At 61.1% G+C, this 18920-nt stretch carries 20 protein-coding genes, 1 tRNA gene and 1 pseudogene; 9 read left to right on the top strand and 13 right to left on the bottom strand.

Annotated features, from left to right (window positions below; all coding sequences use genetic code 11):
• Positions 1-129 precede the first annotated feature (129 nt).
• The 3 genes from X730_RS158955 (at position 130) to X730_RS158965 (ending at position 3344) form a co-directional block, all read left to right on the top strand.
• Complete coding sequence (locus X730_RS158955; protein WP_023825711.1) at positions 130-1242, top strand: DUF2157 domain-containing protein; 1113 nt, start codon at positions 130-132, stop codon at positions 1240-1242.
• Complete coding sequence (locus X730_RS158960; RefSeq protein ID WP_023805337.1) at positions 1239-1820, top strand: GDYXXLXY domain-containing protein; 582 nt, start codon at positions 1239-1241, stop codon at positions 1818-1820. Before X730_RS158955 ends, X730_RS158960 begins: the two co-directional genes overlap by 4 nt.
• Before the next feature lie 75 nt (positions 1821-1895).
• Positions 1896-3344, top strand: coding sequence for an aromatic amino acid lyase (locus X730_RS158965; RefSeq protein WP_023825710.1), 1449 nt, complete (start codon positions 1896-1898; stop codon positions 3342-3344).
• Between the two features lie 101 nt (positions 3345-3445).
• Here the strand turns inward: X730_RS158965 and X730_RS158970 are convergent.
• Positions 3446-3530: transfer RNA gene (locus X730_RS158970), tRNA-Leu, on the bottom strand.
• 352 nt (positions 3531-3882) lie between these two features.
• Here X730_RS158970 and tig point away from each other — a divergent pair.
• The 4 genes from tig (at position 3883) to X730_RS158990 (ending at position 8094) form a co-directional block, all read left to right on the top strand.
• The gene (gene tig, locus X730_RS158975) at positions 3883-5358 is read left to right on the top strand and encodes a trigger factor (RefSeq protein ID WP_023825709.1); all 1476 of its coding nucleotides are present in this window, start codon (positions 3883-3885) and stop codon (positions 5356-5358) included.
• Positions 5359-5618: 260 nt separating this feature from the next.
• Positions 5619-5999, top strand: a complete 381-nt coding sequence (locus X730_RS158980) for a cytochrome c family protein (RefSeq protein ID WP_023667668.1) — start codon at positions 5619-5621, stop codon at positions 5997-5999.
• A gap of 152 nt (positions 6000-6151) precedes the next feature.
• On the top strand, positions 6152-7093 hold the full coding sequence (locus X730_RS158985; protein WP_023825708.1) for a heme o synthase: 942 nt from the start codon (positions 6152-6154) through the stop codon (positions 7091-7093).
• A 179-nt stretch (positions 7094-7272) separates the two neighbouring features.
• Positions 7273-8094, top strand: a complete 822-nt coding sequence (locus tag X730_RS158990) for a DUF2189 domain-containing protein (RefSeq protein WP_023805334.1) — start codon at positions 7273-7275, stop codon at positions 8092-8094.
• A gap of 62 nt (positions 8095-8156) precedes the next feature.
• Here X730_RS158990 and X730_RS158995 read toward each other — a convergent pair whose 3' ends face one another.
• From X730_RS158995 to X730_RS159025, 7 genes are all read right to left on the bottom strand, one after another.
• Positions 8157-8555: a cytochrome C oxidase subunit IV family protein gene (locus tag X730_RS158995; RefSeq protein ID WP_023681633.1), complete on the bottom strand. Its 399-nt coding sequence runs from the start codon at positions 8553-8555 to the stop codon at positions 8157-8159.
• A 9-nt stretch (positions 8556-8564) separates the two neighbouring features.
• Positions 8565-9287, bottom strand: coding sequence for a heme-copper oxidase subunit III family protein (locus X730_RS159000; protein WP_023667664.1), 723 nt, complete (start codon positions 9285-9287; stop codon positions 8565-8567).
• 13 nt (positions 9288-9300) lie between these two features.
• The gene (locus X730_RS159005) at positions 9301-10005 is read right to left on the bottom strand and encodes a cytochrome c oxidase subunit 3 (RefSeq protein ID WP_023744786.1); all 705 of its coding nucleotides are present in this window, start codon (positions 10003-10005) and stop codon (positions 9301-9303) included.
• Entirely contained in the window at positions 10002-11771 is a 1770-nt protein-coding gene (ctaD, locus tag X730_RS159010) for a cytochrome c oxidase subunit I (RefSeq protein WP_023681631.1), read from the bottom strand. The genes X730_RS159005 and ctaD overlap by 4 nt, the downstream gene beginning before the upstream one ends.
• Before the next feature lie 22 nt (positions 11772-11793).
• The gene (locus X730_RS159015) at positions 11794-12678 is read right to left on the bottom strand and encodes a cytochrome c oxidase subunit II (RefSeq protein ID WP_023667661.1); all 885 of its coding nucleotides are present in this window, start codon (positions 12676-12678) and stop codon (positions 11794-11796) included.
• A gap of 227 nt (positions 12679-12905) precedes the next feature.
• On the bottom strand, positions 12906-13832 hold the full coding sequence (locus tag X730_RS159020; RefSeq protein ID WP_023729892.1) for a DMT family transporter: 927 nt from the start codon (positions 13830-13832) through the stop codon (positions 12906-12908).
• 132 nt (positions 13833-13964) lie between these two features.
• Complete coding sequence (locus tag X730_RS159025; RefSeq protein WP_031196636.1) at positions 13965-14606, bottom strand: glutathione S-transferase N-terminal domain-containing protein; 642 nt, start codon at positions 14604-14606, stop codon at positions 13965-13967.
• A gap of 158 nt (positions 14607-14764) precedes the next feature.
• Here X730_RS159025 and X730_RS159030 point away from each other — a divergent pair, with 158 nt between their 5' ends.
• Complete coding sequence (locus tag X730_RS159030) at positions 14765-15679, top strand: LysR family transcriptional regulator (RefSeq protein ID WP_023825706.1); 915 nt, start codon at positions 14765-14767, stop codon at positions 15677-15679.
• Positions 15680-15704: 25 nt separating this feature from the next.
• Here the strand turns inward: X730_RS159030 and X730_RS1000000165185 are convergent, their stop codons facing one another.
• From X730_RS1000000165185 to X730_RS1000000165800, 4 genes and pseudogenes are all read right to left on the bottom strand, one after another.
• On the bottom strand, positions 15705-16061 hold the full coding sequence (locus X730_RS1000000165185; protein ID WP_023729889.1) for an isochorismatase family cysteine hydrolase: 357 nt from the start codon (positions 16059-16061) through the stop codon (positions 15705-15707).
• Between the two features lie 11 nt (positions 16062-16072).
• Complete coding sequence (locus X730_RS1000000169060; protein WP_023729888.1) at positions 16073-16324, bottom strand: isochorismatase family protein; 252 nt, start codon at positions 16322-16324, stop codon at positions 16073-16075.
• Between the two features lie 173 nt (positions 16325-16497).
• Positions 16498-16656, bottom strand: a complete 159-nt coding sequence (locus X730_RS1000000168500; protein ID WP_245261308.1) for a RidA family protein — start codon at positions 16654-16656, stop codon at positions 16498-16500.
• A 435-nt stretch (positions 16657-17091) separates the two neighbouring features.
• Positions 17092-17259, bottom strand: a pseudogene (locus X730_RS1000000165800) (JAB domain-containing protein); the annotation flags it as partial.
• A gap of 258 nt (positions 17260-17517) precedes the next feature.
• Between X730_RS1000000165800 and X730_RS1000000167390 the strand changes: the two are divergent.
• The gene (locus X730_RS1000000167390) at positions 17518-17886 is read left to right on the top strand and encodes a hypothetical protein (RefSeq protein WP_155922407.1); all 369 of its coding nucleotides are present in this window, start codon (positions 17518-17520) and stop codon (positions 17884-17886) included.
• Here the strand turns inward: X730_RS1000000167390 and X730_RS159040 are convergent.
• Positions 17864-18595, bottom strand: a complete 732-nt coding sequence (locus tag X730_RS159040) for a hypothetical protein (RefSeq protein ID WP_023825702.1) — start codon at positions 18593-18595, stop codon at positions 17864-17866. The two genes, X730_RS1000000167390 and X730_RS159040, sit on opposite strands and share 23 nt — an antisense overlap.
• Between the last annotated feature and the right edge of the window lie 325 nt (positions 18596-18920).

Below are 18920 nucleotides of genomic sequence, written 5' to 3'. Positions count from 1 at the left end.
AAATTGTGCAATGCAACATTAACGCGCGTTCACGGCTTCGTCATGAAGAAACCCGAATCGGAAAATGACGTTGCGTCAACGATTTGGGCGGATCGGCTGTCAGAAAGACCAAGCTGGGGGAGAAGCGGCATGGCGAGTTATTCGTCACGGGCGAGGGCCGATATCGGGCGGTGGCTGCAGGCTGGCCTGATCGACGCGAAGACGGCCGATGCGCTTAAGCGCGACATCGACGCAAACGAGCGCAAATCGCTGAGCTTCGGCACTATATTGGCCATGATGGCAGCGCTGCTGTTCGGCGCCGCGATCCTGCTCTTCGTCGCCGCCAACTGGGACGCCATCCCGCGGCTGGTGCGGGTCGCGGCGCTGTTTGCCGTCATTCTCGCCGGCTATGTCGGCGGCGCGGTGTTGAAGATGCGCGACCATGCGGCGATCGGCGAGGCGCTGTGGATCGTGGCCGCCGCGGCCTTCGGCGGATCGATCGCGCTGATCGGCCAGATGTACCATCTCACGGGTGACGAAGCCTCGGCCATCGTCACCTGGGGCATCGGCACGGCATTAGCCGCGGTGGCGTTGCGCTCGAACCCGCTGACGGTCGCTGCCGTCGGCATATCCGTTGCCTGGCTGTTCGTGCGCGCGTTCGACTTTTATGACAGCCCCGTATTTCCGGATTTCTTCGTTATCATGGCGTCGGTGCTTTTTGTCGTCTCGTTCTGGACGCGTAGCCAGCCGGCACGCCACTTGATCATTCTCTCGGTCATTTTCTATATCGCGGTGCGCGGCCTGGACCAGAACACGCTCGCCCTGGCTATTCCTCTGGTCGCGGTGTCGGCGCTGCTGTTTGCGGTTTCGATCTTCGCCGCCGGGCCGGCCGACTGGATCTTGCAGCTCGGCGGGCGGCTGCCTTTGCACGCCTTGACCGGCTTTCTCACCGGGCTGGCGATGATCCAGATCGAACTGGGCGATGACAACGCCTTCAGCAACGGCTTTGCCGTCGCCTCGGTTATCGCGCTGGCCGGGATTGCGGCGGCGATCGTTCTGGGCGGGCGCGAGAGCAGGGGGCTGCGCTGGGTTGCCTATGCCGGCTTTGCCTTCGAGCTCGCCATTATCTACGTCGTGACCTTGCAGACGATGCTCGGCACGGCCGGCTTCTTCCTGGCTGCCGCGGTGCTTTTCGGCATCCTGGCTCTCGTTATCATCCGTGTGGAAAAACGCATGAAGGCCCCGGAAGGAGCGGCAGCATGATGTCGGGAAAGAAACTTGTCATCTCGGCGCTGGTCCTGGCGCTCGTCCAGATCGGTTTCCTGAGCTGGATCATCGCCGGCCGCGCGGCGATCCTGCGCAACGGCAAGGAGGTCTTGCTGAAAGTCGAGCCGGTCGATCCGCGCGATCTGTTGCGCGGCGACTATATTATCCTCGGCTATGAAATATCGCGCTTGCCGATGAAGCTGATCGCCAACATCCCGGCCGGCCAGCTCGTGAGCGAGAACACGCCGATCGTGGTCCGGCTGAAGCCGGGCGCCGACGGCTATTGGCATGCGACCACGGCCTGGTTCGGCAAGGCTCCGACGCCGGCAGCCGCCGACGAAGCCGACATCGTCGGCCAGGTCGCGCCGGGCTGGACGCTTGATCCTGAATCCACGATCGCACCGCAATACGGCATCGACCGCTTCTACCTACCTGAGGGCCAGGGCATGGCGGTCCAGAACGACATGCGGGTGCGGCCATTCGGCGTGCGCGTCGCGCTCGCGGCCAGTGGCCAGGCACAGATCAAGGCGCTGATGGACGGCGACAAGACATTGTTTGAGGAACCGCTCTACTAGAAGACATTACCCAGGGCATGGATTTCGGCAACGATCGATCGCTTCGCCCTCATGCAAACCAGACGGGCGAAGACAATGCCGATTACGGTGACGACGCGCGAAGATATCAATCTCGATGCCGTTTTGCGCGTCGCCTGGAGAAACGACACGGTCGAAATCGGCGACAAGGCCTTGCAACGCATTGCCGAATGCCGCGCCTCGTTCCTGAAACTCATTGAGTCCGATCCGCCGCCGGTCATCTACGGCGTCACCACCGCGATGGGCGAGCTGGCAAGCCGCAAGCTCGAACTTGACGAGCGCGACCGCCATGCGCGCATCAAAGCGTATGCCGCCGCCACATCCTTCGGGGAGCCGTTGCCCGAGCGCGTGGTCAGGGCGATCGTGCTGGCACGGCTGACCAATTTCATCGAAGGCAATGCCGCCACCACGCCGCGCATCGCGCTAGCCGTTGCGGCGATGCTCGACGGCGGCCCGATGCCGGTGGTGTCGTCGCAGGGGCAGGGCGGCGCCGGCGAGATCCTGGCGCTCTATCCGCTGTTTGCTGCGCTTACCGCCAGCCTTGAGCTTGAGGTGAAGGAGCGGGGATCGCTGATCAACGGCTCGCCTTGCGCGGCGGCACTGGTGGCGGACGCAGCACTTGCCGCGCGTCGTCGCCTCGCCATGGCGCACAAGGTGTTCGCGCTGTCGATCGAATCGTTTCGCGCGCCGCTCGAGCATTATGATGCAGCTCTCGACGGGCTCTGGGGCGACGCGCACGAAGCGGCCGCCTTGCAAGGGTTGCGGCAATACCTGGTTGGCGCCGGCGACGGCCGGCGCAACTATCAGGCGCCGGTCAGCTACCGCATCGTGCCGCGCGTGCTCGGCCATGCGCATCGGGCGCTGGCGGGCGCCGAGCAGGCGGCGACTGTGTCGCTGGCCTCGATCTCGGACAATCCGGTCTATATCCCGCCCGACGATGCGCATCCGCTGGGACGCTGCATCTCCACCGGCGGCTACCACAATGCCATGGCGACACCGGCATTGGACGATCTGGCGGCGATCTGGGCCGATCTCTGCCTGCTTTGCGACCGGCACGCCTCAAAGCTGCTGAACGGCAAGGTGTCGCTGCTGCCCGATCTGTTGATGACCGGACGGCATTGGGCCGACAGCGATGGCCATGGCAATGTCGGCTATGTCCCGATGGCGATCACCAGTTATCTCGAACAGGCCAAGCTTGCGGCGCAGCGCACCTTCATCCCGGGAACCGAATCGGCCGGCGCCGGCCAGGACGACGTCGCCACGACGGCATTCTTCGCCTGGACCAAGGAGGCGACCGCCGGCCGCTGCCTCGACGCGGCGATGGCCATGCTGGCCATGATCGCCTCGCAGGCCCTGTATGTGACTGAACGCGCCGCGCCGCCGGCATTGCAGGATTTTGTCGCGGATATCAGGAAGATCGTGCCGCCGGTCGAGGATGACCGCGTGCTGGGACCGGAGCTGGCAAAGCTGGCCGAGTGGTTCACCGGCAAGGTGTTTGAAGTGTAGGCCGTCGCCGCCAGTCCTCCTACGCCACGGCTTCGGAGGACACCCTTCTCTATATCAAGCTCCTGGGTGGCCTGCCACCCGAAGCTCGATAGAGCGAAGGGTGGTGCGGATGAAGGGACTCGAACCCCCACGCCTTTCGGCACTGGAACCTAAATCCAGGGCGTCTACCAGTTCCGCCACATCCGCATTTGTCGGCAATCCCATGTAGCCATCATTCTGTCAATGTCGGGGCGAAAATGTCTGCCGTTGGGGCGGTCATTCGCTGCAACGCGAAGATGGTTGAAAATTGGCCTCGCCTGTGACAAAAGGCGTGTCAAATGTGACGGGACGCGCCGATCCGCTTCTGCAGAATGTGATAAGAAGTAGGAAAAACAAGAACTTATTCACATCTTGGAACGCAGTTTGGAAGAATTTGAGCCGTAATTTCGGTCAAATCGCCAGGTTCCGTACCAAAAGCCATTCCCGGCAAGATTGTACCGGCAGGCTGTGAACGGCAAGACGCCGTGGCAGCCTCTTTGGTGAAGATAAAGGTTTTACGATGCAGGTCACCGAAACGCTCAACTCCGGTCTCAAGCGCGAGATCAAGATCACCGTGCCGGCCGGTGATATGGAAGCCAAGCTGATGGCGCGGCTGTCCGACGCCAGGAACAAGGTCCGCATCAACGGCTTCCGTCCCGGCAAGGTGCCTGTGCAGCATTTGCGCAAGGTCTACGGCAAGTCGTTCATGGCCGAAGTGGTCAACGAAATCCTCAACGATTCGACCCGTTCGATCATCACGGGGCGCGGCGAAAAGGCCGCCATGCAGCCTGAAGTGATCATGACGGAAGACGAGAAAGAGGCCGAGAAGATCCTGGCCGGCGGCGCCGACTTCGAATTCCGCCTCAACTACGAGGTCATCCCGGCGATCGAGATCAAAGATTTCTCCGACATCAAGGTGACGCGCCAGGTATTCGAAGTGCCGGACAGCGAGATCGACGAGCAGGTCCAGCGCGTTGCCGAATCGGCGCGAAGCTTCGAGCCGAAGACCGGCAAGGCCGCCGAAGGCGATCGCGTTTCGATCGACTATGTCGGCAAGATCGACGGCGAGGCCTTTTCCGGCGGCGCCGGCACCGACCAGCCGCTGGTTCTGGGGTCCAAGGAATTCATTCCGGGCTTCGAGGACCAACTGATCGGCGCCAAGGCCGGCGACGAGAAGCAGGTCACGGTCACTTTCCCGGAAAACTACCAGGCAGCGCATCTGGCCGGCAAGGAAGCCACCTTCGACGTCACCGTCAAGGAAGTGTCCAAGCCCGGCGCGCTGGAAATCAACGACGAAATGGCCAAGAACCTCGGCCTGGAATCGCTGGAGCGCCTGCGCGACGTGGTGCGCGGCCAGATCGAGAACCAGTTCGGTTCGATGACGCGCCAGAAGGTCAAGCGCCAGCTGCTCGACCAGCTTGATGCGGCCTATTCGTTCGAGGCGCCGTCGAAGCTCGTCGATGCCGAGTTCAACAACATCTGGACCCAGGTCAACCGCGATCTCGAAGCCGCCGGCCGTACCTTCGCCGACGAGGAGACGACGGAAGAAGAGGCACGCGCCGAATATCTGCGGCTTGCCGAGCGCCGCGTGCGCCTCGGCCTGGTTCTTGCCGAGATCGGCGAGAAGGCCGGCGTCACCGTTTCCGATGAGGAACTGCAGCGCGGTCTGTTCGAGCAGGTGCGCCGCTACCCGGCCAATCAGCAGCAGGAGGCGTTCGAGTTCTATCGCAGCAATCCGGAAGCCCTGAACACGCTGCGCGCGCCGATGTTCGAGGAGAAGGTCGTCGACCATCTGCTCAGCCAGATCTCGGTCACCGACGTCAAGGTCAGCAAGGAAGAGCTGATGGCTGACGACGAAGAGGGCGATGCCGCCAAGGCCAAGCCGGCGAAGAAGGCCGCTGCCAAGAAGGCCGACAAGGCTGAAAAGGCCGACGACGCGGAAGAGCCGAAGAAGAAGGCAGCCCCGAAGAAGAAGGCCGCCAAGGACGCCGAATAAGCGTCTGACGACAAGATCAGATAAGGCCGCCCTCGAGGCGGCCTTTTTCGTTGTGGCGGATGTGCCTTGAGCCACCGCAGCCCACCTGAACCTTTGTACGGTCGACCTGTTCTACCTACCGGCCAGATTCTGTGGTACACAGGTGGCGCAATTCCATCTGGGGAGGAGCGGAGAATCTATTCTGCCGTGCAGGGCGCATGCTGGTGCTACCGGCATGTGCAGACCGTCTGAGGAAAATTTGACGATCAGGGAGGAATGCCATGCGCTTGGTTGCGTTTTTCGCCGTCGTTTCCGTTGCAACTTTCATCGCCAATCCATCGCGGGCACAGGACGCCGCGGCGGGCGAGAAGGTCTTCACCAAATGCAAGGTCTGCCACGTCGCAGACCAAGACACCAACAAGATAGGCCCTTCGTTGCATGGCGTTATCGGCCGGACGGCCGGCACGCATCCGGATTTTAAATATTCCGAAGCCATGATCGCGGCCGGCACATCCGGCGTCAAATGGGATGAGCCGACACTGACGACGTATCTTCACGACCCCAAGGCAATGGTCAAAGGGACGAAGATGGCGTTTCCCGGCCTCAAGAAGGACGAGGACGTCGCCAACGTCATCGCCTATCTGAAGCAATTTTCCCCGTAACCTGGCTCTTCGGCCGGCCAGAGCGTTTCACCGTTTCACGGAAACGGCGATCCGCTCGATCTCTTTGTTCTTACGCAATTCCGGGCGGAAAACCCCATACACTTTCCTGGAATTGCTCTAGGCTGCCCGGTTTCCATCGATGGTCGTCTCAAATGTCGGTCAAGGAAAGCCTCAAGGATACCGGCGTCCGCCTCTCGGAAGCGACGGCCAGTGATTTCTTTGCGCTCTTGAAGCCTCGGGTCATGGCCCTTGCCGTGTTTACCGCCTTCGTCGGTCTGATGGTGGCGCCCGGCGCGATGAACCCGGTCATCGCCGTGATCGCCATAGGTGCGATTGCGGTTGGAGCGGGAGCGGCCGGCGCGCTCAACATGTGGTACGACGCCGACATCGACGCGCTGATGTCGCGCACGTCAAAGCGGCCGGTTCCGTCGGGCCGCGTCACGGCGGGCGAAGCCCTCGGCTTCGGCCTGGTGCTTTCCGCACTTTCGGTCATGACGCTCGGCGTGCTGGTGGGCTGGCTTGCCGCGTCACTGCTGGCCTTCACCATCTTTTTCTACGTCGTCATCTATACGATGTGGCTGAAGCGCTCGACACCGCAGAACATCGTCATCGNCGTCATCGGCGGCGCGGCGGGTGCCCTTCCTCCGATGATCGGCTGGGCGGCGGCCACCGGCGCCATCGGCATTGAAAGCCTCATCCTGTTCCTGATCATTTTCCTGTGGACGCCGCCGCATTTCTGGGCGCTCGCACTGTTCAAGGCCGGCGACTATGCCGCTGCCGGCATCCCGATGATGCCGAACGTGGCCGGCCAGGCCTCGACCAGAAGGCAGATCTTCGCCTATTCACTGCTCCTGGCACCGATCGGAGTGCTGCCCTGGGCGTTCGGATTTACGAGCGGGGTCTATGGGATTGTTTCGGCTGCGTTGGGCGCGGGTTTCATCTGGCATGCCTGGAACGCCCTGGTCATCCTCGACAAGGAGATGAAACCGGCCAAGGCGCTGTTTGCCTATTCGATCTTCTATCTTTTCGCGATCTTTGCGGTGCTGCTTGCCGATACCATCGCGATGCGCGCGTTCATGTCAGCCGGAGGGTGACGGCATGACGCTGTGTTCGGAAACCTCGCCTTCCGGGAGCCTTTTGTAAGAACGGGCGACAAGCTCCAGTCAATGGAGTATATTGATTGCGGTGCAGGTCGCGGTTCGCGTGGCCAGTCATGCAGAACGGCAGCACCGTGAAACCGCGACCTTGCCGGACCTGGTCTGGAGGAACGGGCATGACAAGTTTTCACGTGATTGCAGGCGCCAGCGAAACGCTGGAACACACCAAAATCCGAAAAATCAGTGTTTCCGATCTTTTCGATGCGCTCAAGCGCGGTGTTGACGATTTTATGGTCAAACCGTCGCACATCGTCTTTCTCTGCCTGATCTATCCGCTTGTCGGCGTGGTGCTCGCTGCCTGGACTTCGGGCGCCAATGCGTTGCCGATGTTGTTTCCGCTGGTGTCCGGCTTTGCGCTGATCGGTCCATTCGCGGCGATCGGCCTCTATGAGATCAGCCGCAGACGAGAAGCCGGGCTCGACACCTCCTGGACGCACGCTTTCGAGGTCAGGAATTCTCCGGCCCTGCCAGCCATCGCCGCAGTCGGGATCATGCTGGTTGCAATCTTCATCGCCTGGCTTTTGGCGGCGCAGGTGTTTTACGAATATCTCTTCGGCCCGGCTCCGCCTGTATCGATTTCGGGCTTCATCAATGAAATATTTGCCACCGGACGCGGGTGGTCTCTGATTGTCCTGGGGCACGCCATCGGCTTCGTCTTCGCCGTGGTGGTGTTGTGCACGACGGTCGTCGCCTTCCCATTGTTGCTCGACCGCGACGTCGGCGCCTACGAAGCCATCCACACCTCGGTGCGAGTTGTGCTGGCGAACCCGATCCCCATGGCTGTCTGGGGACTGATTGTCGCCGTCGCCTTGATCATCGGCTCGCTGCCGGTGTTTGCCGGGCTGGCGGTCGTGCTGCCGATCCTGGGTCACGCCACCTGGCATGTCTACCGCAAGGTTGTGGAGCCGCCATCGTCCGCGAGGACGGTCGGCCTCTGACCCCGCAGATCAACTGATGGGAAGCTTCATCTCCGGTCTTTGACCGGAGATGAAGCTGTGCGTCAGGGCCCCGGTCCGAAGAAGGACAACCGGGTGAGAAGCGTGTAGTCCGCTTCGAAGAGCATCATCGCCACGAACACCAGTATCAGAAGCGGCGGCAGGATGATCGCATAGGTCAGCGCCAGCCGCTCCCAGGCCATGTGCATGAACACGGCGACGATCAGCCCGGCCTTGAGGATCATGAAGATCAGGATCAGAGACCATCTGAGATAGCCGTGGATGCCGAGATAATCGACCATGTAGGAGCAGGCGCTAAGGATGAACAGCCATGCCCAGACCACCAGATAGAGCTTGATCGGATGTTCCTGATGAATCTCCGCGACGCCGGTCGATGACCCTTCATGCGCATGATCAGAGTGCAGCGCGTGTTGCCCGAGGCCGTTTGCGGTTGCTTCAGCCATGTCAGCCTCTCACCAAAGATAGAAGAATGCGAAAATGAACACCCAGACCAGGTCGACGAAATGCCAGTAGAGCCCCATGATTTCGACGTTCTCGTAGCGACCCCTGCGGCTGGTGAAGAAGCCGGGGCGACCGACGTCGTAGTCTCCACGCCAGACCTTTCGCGCCACGATGATGAGGAAGATCACCCCGATCGTCACATGCGTGCCGTGGAAGCCGGTGATCATGAAGAAAGTCGAGCCGAATTGTGCCGCGCCCCAGGGATTGCCCCACGGCCGTACCCCTTCGGTGATCAGCTTGGTCCATTCGAAGGCTTGCATGCCGACGAAGGTGGCTCCTAGCGCTGCCGTCAGAAGCATGAGGATTGCGGTTTTGCGGCGGTCGCGGCGATAGCCGAAATTGACCGCCATGGCCATCGTTCCGCTGCTCGATATCAGCACGAAGGTCATGATGGCAATCAGGATCAGTGGAATGTCCGAACCGCCGATGCGAAGCGCAAAGACCTCGCTCGGATTGGGCCACGGCACACGTGTGGAGACGCGCGCGGTCATGTAGGAGAGCAGGAAGCAGCCGAAGATGAAGGTGTCGCTGAGCAGGAAGATCCACATCATGGCCTTGCCCCAGGACACGTTCTTGAACGCGCGCTGATCCGAGGACCAGTCGGCGGCGATGCCTTGCCAGCCTGCGGGCCGCGTCTCCGTTTGGCCGGTATGCGTCAGTGTCGTTTCTGCCATGCTCCTCGACCTCCTAGGTCAGCAACTGCCGGCAAATATCGATGAACGTCGCGGCCCAGCCGGCTAAAAGAGCGAAGATGGCGAGCCAGACGAAAAGCAGGAAATGCCAGTACATGGCGCATAATTCGACGCTGAGGCGAAGCCGTTCCGGCCGTGCCCCGTTCCAGGCGCCGGCGGTTGTCCTGCCCAGGCCCACCAGCCCTCCCACTATATGCAGGCCGTGCATCCCGGTTATCAGATAGAAAAAACTGTTGGCCGGATTGGAGGCCAGAAAATAGCCATCGGCGGTCAGGTCCCGCCATGCCATGAACTGCCCGATGAGGAAGGCGATCGCGGTGAGCCCAGCCGCGGCAAGGCCGAGCCTGACCGTGTCCATCTGGCGCTTGCGCGCCGCGATCGAGGCGCATTGCAGCGCAACGCTGCTCAGCACCAGCATGCCGGTGTTGAGCCAGAGCAGGCGTGGGATGGGCAGCGGCTGCCAGTCCGACAGCGCCATACGCATGAAGTAGGCGCTGGTGAACAGCGCAAACAGGCAGCCGACCACGGCGAGGAAGACACCGAGGCCAATCTTGGCGGTCGGCAGGCTCGATCGGTCGAAGGCGACAAAATCTCCTGCCACACCTTGCTCGAGCCATGGTTTCGCCATCAGCCGCTGATGCGAGAGCCACCAGCCGGCAAAACCGGCGATCACGAGCAGGAAGACCAGAATGACGCTCATGCCGGCTCCCTGGAGGGGCCGAACGTGCCCGGCATGTTTTGCGGAATGAAGTCCTCCTTCGCGCCCGGCACGCTGTAGTCATAGGCCCATCGATAGACGATCGGCAGATCCTTGCCGAAATTGCCATGCGCCGGTGGCGTCTGCGGTGTTTGCCATTCGAGTGTCGTGGCTCGCCATGGATTGCCACCGGCCTCGCGCCCATGGCGGATGCTCCAGATAAGATTGAACAGGAAAACGATCTGGGCGAAGCCGACGATGAACGCCATGATGCTGATGAACGAGTTGAGGTGATGCGCCGACTCCGTCATGACCGTCACGTCGGTCAGTTCGGCATAGCGCCGCGGCACGCCCATCAGGCCGATGTAATGCATGGGAAAGAAGATCAGGTAGGCGCCGAGGAAAGTGACCCAGAAATGGAACCGGCCGAGCGTCTCGTTCAGCATCCGGCCGGTGACCTTCGGGTACCAGTGGTAGATCGCGCCGAAGATGACGACGATCGGAGCAACACCCATGACCATATGGAAGTGAGCGACGACGAACATCGTGTCCGACAGCGGGACGTCGACGACGACGTTGCCGAGAAACAGCCCGGTCAACCCGCCATTGACGAAGGTGACGATGAAAGCCATGGCAAACAGCATCGGTATGGTGAGGTGGATGTCGCCCCGCCACAGCGTCAGCACCCAATTGTAGACCTTGATCGCTGTCGGGATGGCAATGATCAATGTCGTGGTGGCGAAGAAGAAGCCGAAATAGGGGTGCATGCCGCTGACATACATGTGGTGCGCCCAGACCACGAAGCTCAGCGCGCCGATGCCAACGATGGCCCAGACCATCATCCGGTAGCCAAAAATGTTCTTGCGCGCATGCGTGCTGATCAGATCGGAGACGATGCCGAAGGCCGGCAGCGCCACGATGTAGACTTCCGGGTGGCCGAAGAACCAGAACAGATGCTGGAACAGGATCGGGCTGCCGCCATTGTGCTGTAGCTGTTCCCCCATCTCGACGACCGCGGGCATGAAAAAGGAGGTTCCAAGCGCGCGGTCAAGCAGCATCATCACGCAGGCGACGAACAGCGCCGGAAAGGCGAGCAGCGCCATGACGGTGGCGGTGAAGATGCCCCAGACGGTCAGCGGCAGGCGCATCATCGTCATGCCGCGCGTGCGGGCCTGCAGCACCGTCACGACATAGTTCAGACCGCCCATGGTGAAGCCGATGATGAACAGGATCAGCGAGACGAGCATCAGGATGATGCCCCATTCCTGGCCGCCAGGTGTGCCGGTCATGATGGCTTGCGGCGGATAGAGCGTCCAGCCGGCGCCGGTCGGTCCGCCGGGCGCAAAGAAGCTCGACACCAGCACCAGCACGGCAAGGAGGTAGATCCAGTAGCTCAGCATGTTGACATAGGGAAAGACCATGTCGCGGGCGCCGACCATCAGCGGGATCAGGTAGTTGCCGAAGCCGCCGAGGAAGAGTGCCGTGAGCAGGTAGATCACCATGATCATGCCGTGCATGGTGATGAACTGGTAGTAGGCCTCGGGGGTGATGAAATCGAACGTGCCGGGGAAGCCGAGCTGCAGCCGCATCAGCCAGGACAGCACCAGCGCGACCAGGCCGATGGCCGTTGCGGTCGCCGAATACTGGATGGCGATGACCTTGGCGTCCTGCGAGAAGACATACTTCGTCCACCAGCTGTGCGGATGGTAAAGCTCCATTTCCGCGACTTCGGCGGGCGGGACGGCATCTGCAGGCGTGATATCGACCATAGGCGGAGCACCTCCGTGCCCTTCAGCGGGACCCGACAGTTTCGAGTTTTGCCGCAACTTCTAGAGCTGACGCCGTCGCGTTGCCCGGCGCCTGTTCCACCGAGCCCGTCTGCTGCGGCGCCGACAACTGCGCGAACGTCTGCTGCTGGTCGAGCCAGGCCACATAGTCCTGCTCGGTATCGACCATGACGATGCCATGCATCATCGGGTGCCCCTGGCCGCACAGTTCGGCGCACAGAACCTGGAAGGTCCCGGTCTTGGTGGGGGTGAACCAGAAATAGGTGACCGAGCCCGGTATCATGTCCATCTTGGCGCGGAATTCCGGAACGTAGAAATCGTGCAACACATCGATCGAGCGCAGCAGCATCTTGACCGGCTTGCCGACCGGCAGATGCAGGTCGGCCGCTTCGACCACGACGTCGTCCTGGCCGCTGGGATCCTTGGCGATCACGCCCAGCGGATTTTCAGCGGTGACGTCGCGGGTGTCGGATGTGCCGAGTTTGCCGTCCTTGCCGGGCAAGCGGAAGCTCCACTGCCATTGCTGGCCGACGACTTCGACCACGGTTGCGTCGCTTGGAACGTTGACGAACCGGCTCCAGACAAACAGGCCGGGAACCAGCATGGCGGTAACACCCACTCCGGTGACGATCGTCAGCCACCATTCGAGCCGCTTGTTCTCCGGTTCGTAGGCCGCCTGGTTGCCTTCGCGGTGACGGAAGCGGAAAACGCAATAGGCCATGAATAGGACGACTGCGGCGAAGACGACGCCGGTAATCCAAAAGGTGATGATGATGGTGTTGTCGATATAGTCCCAATTCGAGGCAATCGGAGTCCACCACCATGGGCTCAGGAAGTGGAACAACACCGAGCCCACGACGATCAAAACGAGTACAACCACTATGGGCATGTCCCGTTCCTCCCGGTATTTCAGGGGGCGCGAAGCCGTCCCGGGAAAATACCAAGTGCATCATGCGTGATTTGCGATCGAAATTCTAGAGCCGGTTGTGGAAGGAGCGAAAAATTGCTTCTGCGGCGCCCGGACCTTGCTTCGTTGGTGACGCCGGAGCGACACCTGACCCCCAAATCAGGGAGGGCAGGGACTGGTTTGATTCGGCTTGCCTTGTTCCAGCGGGATCAAAGCGCCTTGATGATGATGCAGCCGGCCAAAAGCAGCACGACGCCGGCGAGCCGCATGCCGGAGACAAGCCGCTGCGGCAGGCGGAACCAGCCGAAGGTGTCGACGAAGATGCCGGCGACCTGCTGGCCGGCCACCGTCAGGCTGACGGCAGCTGCCGCTCCGATGACGGGGATGGCGGTGAACACGGTCGTGACATAGGTGGCGCCGGCAAAACCTCCGAGCCAGCCCCACCAGGGCATCGACGACAGGCCGGCGAGGCGAGGGCGGGGCGTCTTCGTCAGGGCAAGCGCGATCAGAAGCACCGCGGCCATGGCCAGCATCGCCACCAGGAACGAGATGGTGCCGACCGCAAACGGCGCGCCGCCAAGGTCGTGCCGAAGCAAGGCGTTTACAGCGCCTTGCACCGGAAGCACGGCGCCTGCCAGCAGCGCCAGTCCGATCCACCCTGGTCTTGAGGATGCGGTATTGTCGGCCGCGCCCTTCTGTCCCAGAACGATGAGGGCAGCCCCGGCAAGCAAGACGAGCATGCCGAAGGCAGGCCCGGCTCGCAGTCCGGCGTCGGGGATCCCGAGCCAGCCGAACGTGTCGAGGGCGAAGGATGCAAGCATCTGCCCAGCGATGAAGAGCCCGACGGACACGACGGCGCCAAGGCGAGGGAACAGAAGAATGGTCGAAACAACGTAGAAGGCCGAAGCAATGCCGCCGATCGCATGCCACCATTCGGCTTGCCGAACGGCAAGCAGAGCCGGTGTCGTTCCGGTGAGGGCCGTGATCGACAACAGCACGATGGCGCCGACCGCGAGCTGAAGCGTGGTCGCGGCAAAGGGAGAGCCGACCGCCTTTGAAAGTTGGGCGTTGGCGCCAGCCTGCACTGCGAGCAGGCCACCGGCGACAAGCGCCAGAGGGATGAAGAGGATTTCCACGATCGTTTTCCTTGAATGCGGGGTGCGGCGGCTAGGGCATGATCCCAAAAAGTGGGTGCCGGGTTTTGGAAAAGATCATGCTCCAACAAAGGGTTAGGTTATGATGAGATTTCAACCAAATCTCATCATGATCTAAGCGGCAGCCGATGCTTCGGGCAGGGCGGGAACGGCAATGCCTCTGACAACTGCGGAGCGTCGGCCTATGGCGGCATACCAACGCGCCAGGTCTGGCGCGTCATCGAGGCCGAGGCCGAGCCTGGTGACGGCCGCGTTGATCCATGGCCATGTCATCACATCGGCGATGCCGTAGCTTTTGCCGACAATGTGCTCATGGTGCTTTAGCCGGCTATCGAGAACGCGGAAGACACGTCCGGTTTCGCGCTCAAAACGCTCGATCACGTAAGGGATTTTTTCCGGCGCGAAGACTTTGTAATTCCACAATTGGCCAAGCGTCGGGCCGACATGGGCCGCCTGGAACAAGGTCCAGGTCAGCGTATCGTCCGCTTCCTGCGCGCCCACCGGCTGAAGCTTGCCCGACCGTCGCGCCAGGTAGTGCAGGATGGCGCCGGATTCGAAGACCGTGCGGCGGGCGTCCCGGTCGACGATCACCGGGATCTTGTTGTTGGGATTGAGCGCCAGGAAATCAGGCTTGGTCTGGTCGCCCTTTTCGATGTCGACCAAGCGGACCGAGTAGGGCAGGCCGACCTCTTCCAGCATGATCGAGGCCTTGTGCCCGTTGGGTGTCTGGCAGGTGTAGAGTTCTATCGGCGTCATGGCTCTTCTCCGCGACCGTTCTTTCGTCGTCGGACTCCATATGGCGTGCGCGCATGCGCAGATCGACATGCCGATTCGCCCGCTTGCTCTGCGTTTTTGCACAGTGAAGCGTCATTTGACTCGCAGAGCGCAACGTTTTCTCTTATCTTTCTGCAAGAATGCACAGCTCACGCGATATCGACTGGGAAGATCTGCGCATGGTGCTGGCCGTCGCCGATGGCGCTTCGCTGGCGGCGGCGGCTCGGATCCTGGGCGTGAACCACACGACTGTGCTGCGGCGCGTCAACGCCTTCGAGGCGCGGCTGGGTATCCGCCTTTTCGATCGGTTGCCGACTGGTTATGCCCTCACCCCGGGCGGCGAGGAACTGCTGGGCGCGGCACGCGCAATGGCCGAGACGGTCAATGAACTGGCGCGCAAACTGTCGGGGCAGGATCTCAGGTTCGAAGGCAGGTTGCGGGTCACCACCACCGACACGCTGATGGCGTCGGTGCTGCCGCCGATCCTGGCGGCGTTTCATAAGCTCCATCCCGGCATACGGGTCGAGGCGATGACGCAGAATTCCATCGCCAACCTGACGCAAAGGGATGCAGACGTGGCGATCAGGCCGGTGTCGCAACCGCAGGAAATCCTGGTGGGCCGGCGCATTTCGGGCGTCGCCTTCGCCGCCTACGCGACACGTTCCTACGCCGAAAAGCTACCCCCGGAGCCGAGACTGGGTGCGCTGCGCTGGATCGCGCCCGACGACAGCCTGGCCAACACCGGCGTCGCCCGCTGGATGCGGTCGTCGCTGCCCGATGTCGAGATCGCCATGCGCGCCGATTCCCTGGTGACGATGTCGCATGCGGCGGGCGCCGGAATCGGGGTTGCGGCGCTGCCCTGTTATCTCGGCGACAGCCTGCCCGGGCTTGTAAGGGTCGGAGGGCTGATCGAGGAGATCGGCTCGGCGCTATGGGTGCTGGTGCACGACGATTTGCGCCGCACGGCGCGCGTCCACGCCTTCACCAAATTCGTCTCCGGCGAATTGCAGCAGCGGCGCGACCTTCTTGAGGGCAGACTCGGCGCCGGAGCTTGAGACGCACGCCAGCTGACGCGCGGGCTCAGCTCCGCAAGAGGTTCCCAAGCTCGGCAACCGTCATCACGCGCCCGAACACCTTGCCTATGATGTCGAGGGTTGCATTGTGCGATGCCTCGTCCAGTCCGCCATTGGCGTCGCTGATGAAAGCCACCTTGTAGTCGCGCATGAAGGCGCTCCGCGCGGTGGATTCGCAGCAGACGCTGGTCACGGTGCCGATGATGATCACCGTGTCGACCCGGCCTGCGCCACGGATGTTGCGCAACACGGTCTCGAGCTGCGTGTTGTGGAAGGCATCGTAGCGGTGCTTTTTGATGACGACATCCCCAGGCAAGGGCGCAAGCGCGGCGACGATTTCGGCGCCGGCGCTGCCTTCCCGCATGCCTTTGGTTTTCAGCTTCGGCTGATAGCTGGTTCCAGCGGCGAGATATCGAAATGGTCGCTGAGCACATGCTGGGTGTAGATCACCGGGACGCCTTGCGCGCGGCAAAGCTCGACCACCTGCCGCATCGCCGGAATGCGATGGCGGGCCATGGCCACTTCCATGACGGCGCCCTCATCGACGAAGTCGCTTTGCATGTCGATGACCAGGAGGGCTGCGCGTGGCTTGTCGAACGGCCATGGTTCGTCGCCGGGCTGGGGCATTGCGTGTTTCCTGTTTCCGACGTTGATCAGGTGAGCAGCAGGCTCTTCATCGAGACATCGCAATTCCTGCCGATGACGATGTGATCGTGGATGGATGGAGAGATCAAGGTCGTGGCAATCTCGCAGCGAGTTCCGGGATTTGGTTTGGGCGACTTGACGCGTCCTCGCTTGGCCTACGGGTCGATGACCGCGATCGCATCGATCTCTATCAGGTAGCCGGGAGACATCACCGCTATCCCGACCACTACGTTTGCCGGCTTGTGATCGCCGAACAGCTCGATCTGGGCCGCTTCGATGATCGGCACGTGTTCGTCGCGTTTGTAATCGACGATGTAGATCGTGATCTTGCAGACTTGCTCGGGCCGAGCGCCGGCGGCAGCAAGCGCACGGCCAAATTCCCGAACGCCAGGCGCGCCTGGACTGCGAAATCACCATGGCCAACGAGCTTGCCGTGTATGTCTTCTGGCTGCTGGCCCGAGACGAACACAGCTTGCTTCCTGTCGCAACGACGACCTGGGAGTACATTTCCGGAATCGGCAGATCATTTGGATTTATGCATTCGAGCGTCATTGAATAGATCTCCTGCAATGGCTGACGGGAACTGGCTGCTTCGTATTCGCGAGTCTACGACATTGTCGCCGAAGCGGGCGCTTCCGTCACAATATCACTTCTACACCGCAAGCGTGGGCGTTTGAGCCAAGCCGGAATGTTGCTGATTGGCTCGCGAGCGGTGGCGTTTGGGTTGACGGCGCCGGCGAGCGTCGGGCTCAGATCAGCAGCAGGCCCTTCATCGAGGCATTGCCTTTCTTGCCGATGATGATGTGGTCGTGGACGGCGATGCCGAGCGGCTTGGCGCTGTCGATGATCTGCTTGGTCATTTCGATGTCCGCACGCGATGGTGTCGGATCGCCGGAAGGGTGGTTATGCATCAACACACTGGTGCGATATTTATATTATCTATCAAACACTTGTAACTTAGTTATGGGAAGTGGTGCCGTTAACTGGGGCATGTATCGAGTGACTATTTGTGGTCTTTCACCCTTGGACATGATCGCGTTTGCTCAGCACTCTGACGTCCCGATCAAGCACGGATTCCGAACGCGTATTTCTCTAACCCACGGTCTCTCGGGTGGTCGAATAGACCGCCTCTCTGCTACCCTGGCGGTGAACTCTTTTCCATCGGCAATGCACGCGTGGGTCTGCAGACGACGACGATCGATCTCGTTGATGTCACTAGCGAATGCCACCGGGTCTACACGCGCAACATATTCCGAGCGCAACGACGCGGGAGTAAAGACCTGCCGGTCTGCAAGTGTTGCGCCGTGCGGCTGGACATGGTCGACACGGCCCATGACTGCGGCGACAGCGATACCGCCATCCCGCAGTCGGCGTTTGGGGATTGTGACTCCGATGTCGATCAACGGAATCAGGAAAGCTGCTCGATAAGATCGCAGATCTGCCGACCCTCGGACGAATCCGCGCATGAAAAAGATGACGTCGGCCCTCGCGGCCGCAAGAACGGCATCCCGCGCGAAAATCTTATCTTGCTTGAATCTGGCTGATGTTCAGCTGGAGAAGCAAATCCCTTACTTTATCGCTCGGCTTATCTGGGAACTTGCTGCCATCTGGGCCTCCGGCGGCGAAGCCAAACGTTATCTTGTCGGTATTCACGATACCAAACGTGCCTAAATTTCCCGGCCCTTTAAAGTGAACGAGTGTCCATGTCGGTCCGACACTGTTGACGTTCTTGGTAACTACGAAAGAGACGAAGCCTCCAAACTGGCCGGCATTATTCTGAAGCTTGGCCTGCTGTGCACGATCAGGCGCGGTAAAGGCCAGTTCCACAGATTCCTTGATACCGAGATTTCCGGTCAGATTCGTCTCTAGGGGTGACGGGCATTTGCCGAATACGTCCGGCTCAGATAGTCCTTTGGCCTTCGCGTCGGCGATCGCCAGGTCCCACTGCTTAGCCAAGACGGGCATCGAATAGTAGAGGTTGACTGTGAAATTCTGCTGGTGCGCGCGCGAGTACTTTAGCCCAAAGTTAAATGCGTAAGCCGCCGTTTGAGGGAAGTTGAAAGAAGGCGCCAACTCACCCGACGAATTGACATCGAGGCTCAATTGCAGTCCGACCTCAAAATTGTTCTGAACTAGCTCAGCGCGCGTGAAGGCGTCAGGCTTAACGAGTGCGATCAGCTCGCACTTAATCCGGTTCACAATGTGCGTTACGCTCGGTCCGCCCTCGTCGCGAGGCACATCGAAGGCTGGCACTCCGCAACTCGAGAGAGTCGCTGCGACCCCGAGAATTGCGCCCACTCCGCCATAGCGCCGCATCACATTTGCTCGCAGCGCTTGATGGTTGGCATTGTGTACACATTTGGGTTCTCCAGTTGAAGCTGAAGACCCCACGACGCGCAATCTTCCGGCCCCAAGTTTCTGCAGAGCTTCTTTCGCCCGCCGAGGTATGCGATGCAGCCATTCGCCGGGGTCGCATGCGCTACCGTAAGGTTCACGTTTAAGTCAAGCGACGCCCCAGGTGTGGCATCCCGCTGCAACACAGCATCTAACAGCGCCAAGGCTTTGCGTTTGCTTACAC

Source organism: Mesorhizobium sp. L103C131B0, from assembly GCF_000502275.1.
Lineage (GTDB): Bacteria > Pseudomonadota > Alphaproteobacteria > Rhizobiales > Rhizobiaceae > Mesorhizobium.
The sequence above is the reverse complement of the archived record's forward strand: the minus strand, read 5'-3'. Positions and strand labels throughout refer to the sequence as shown.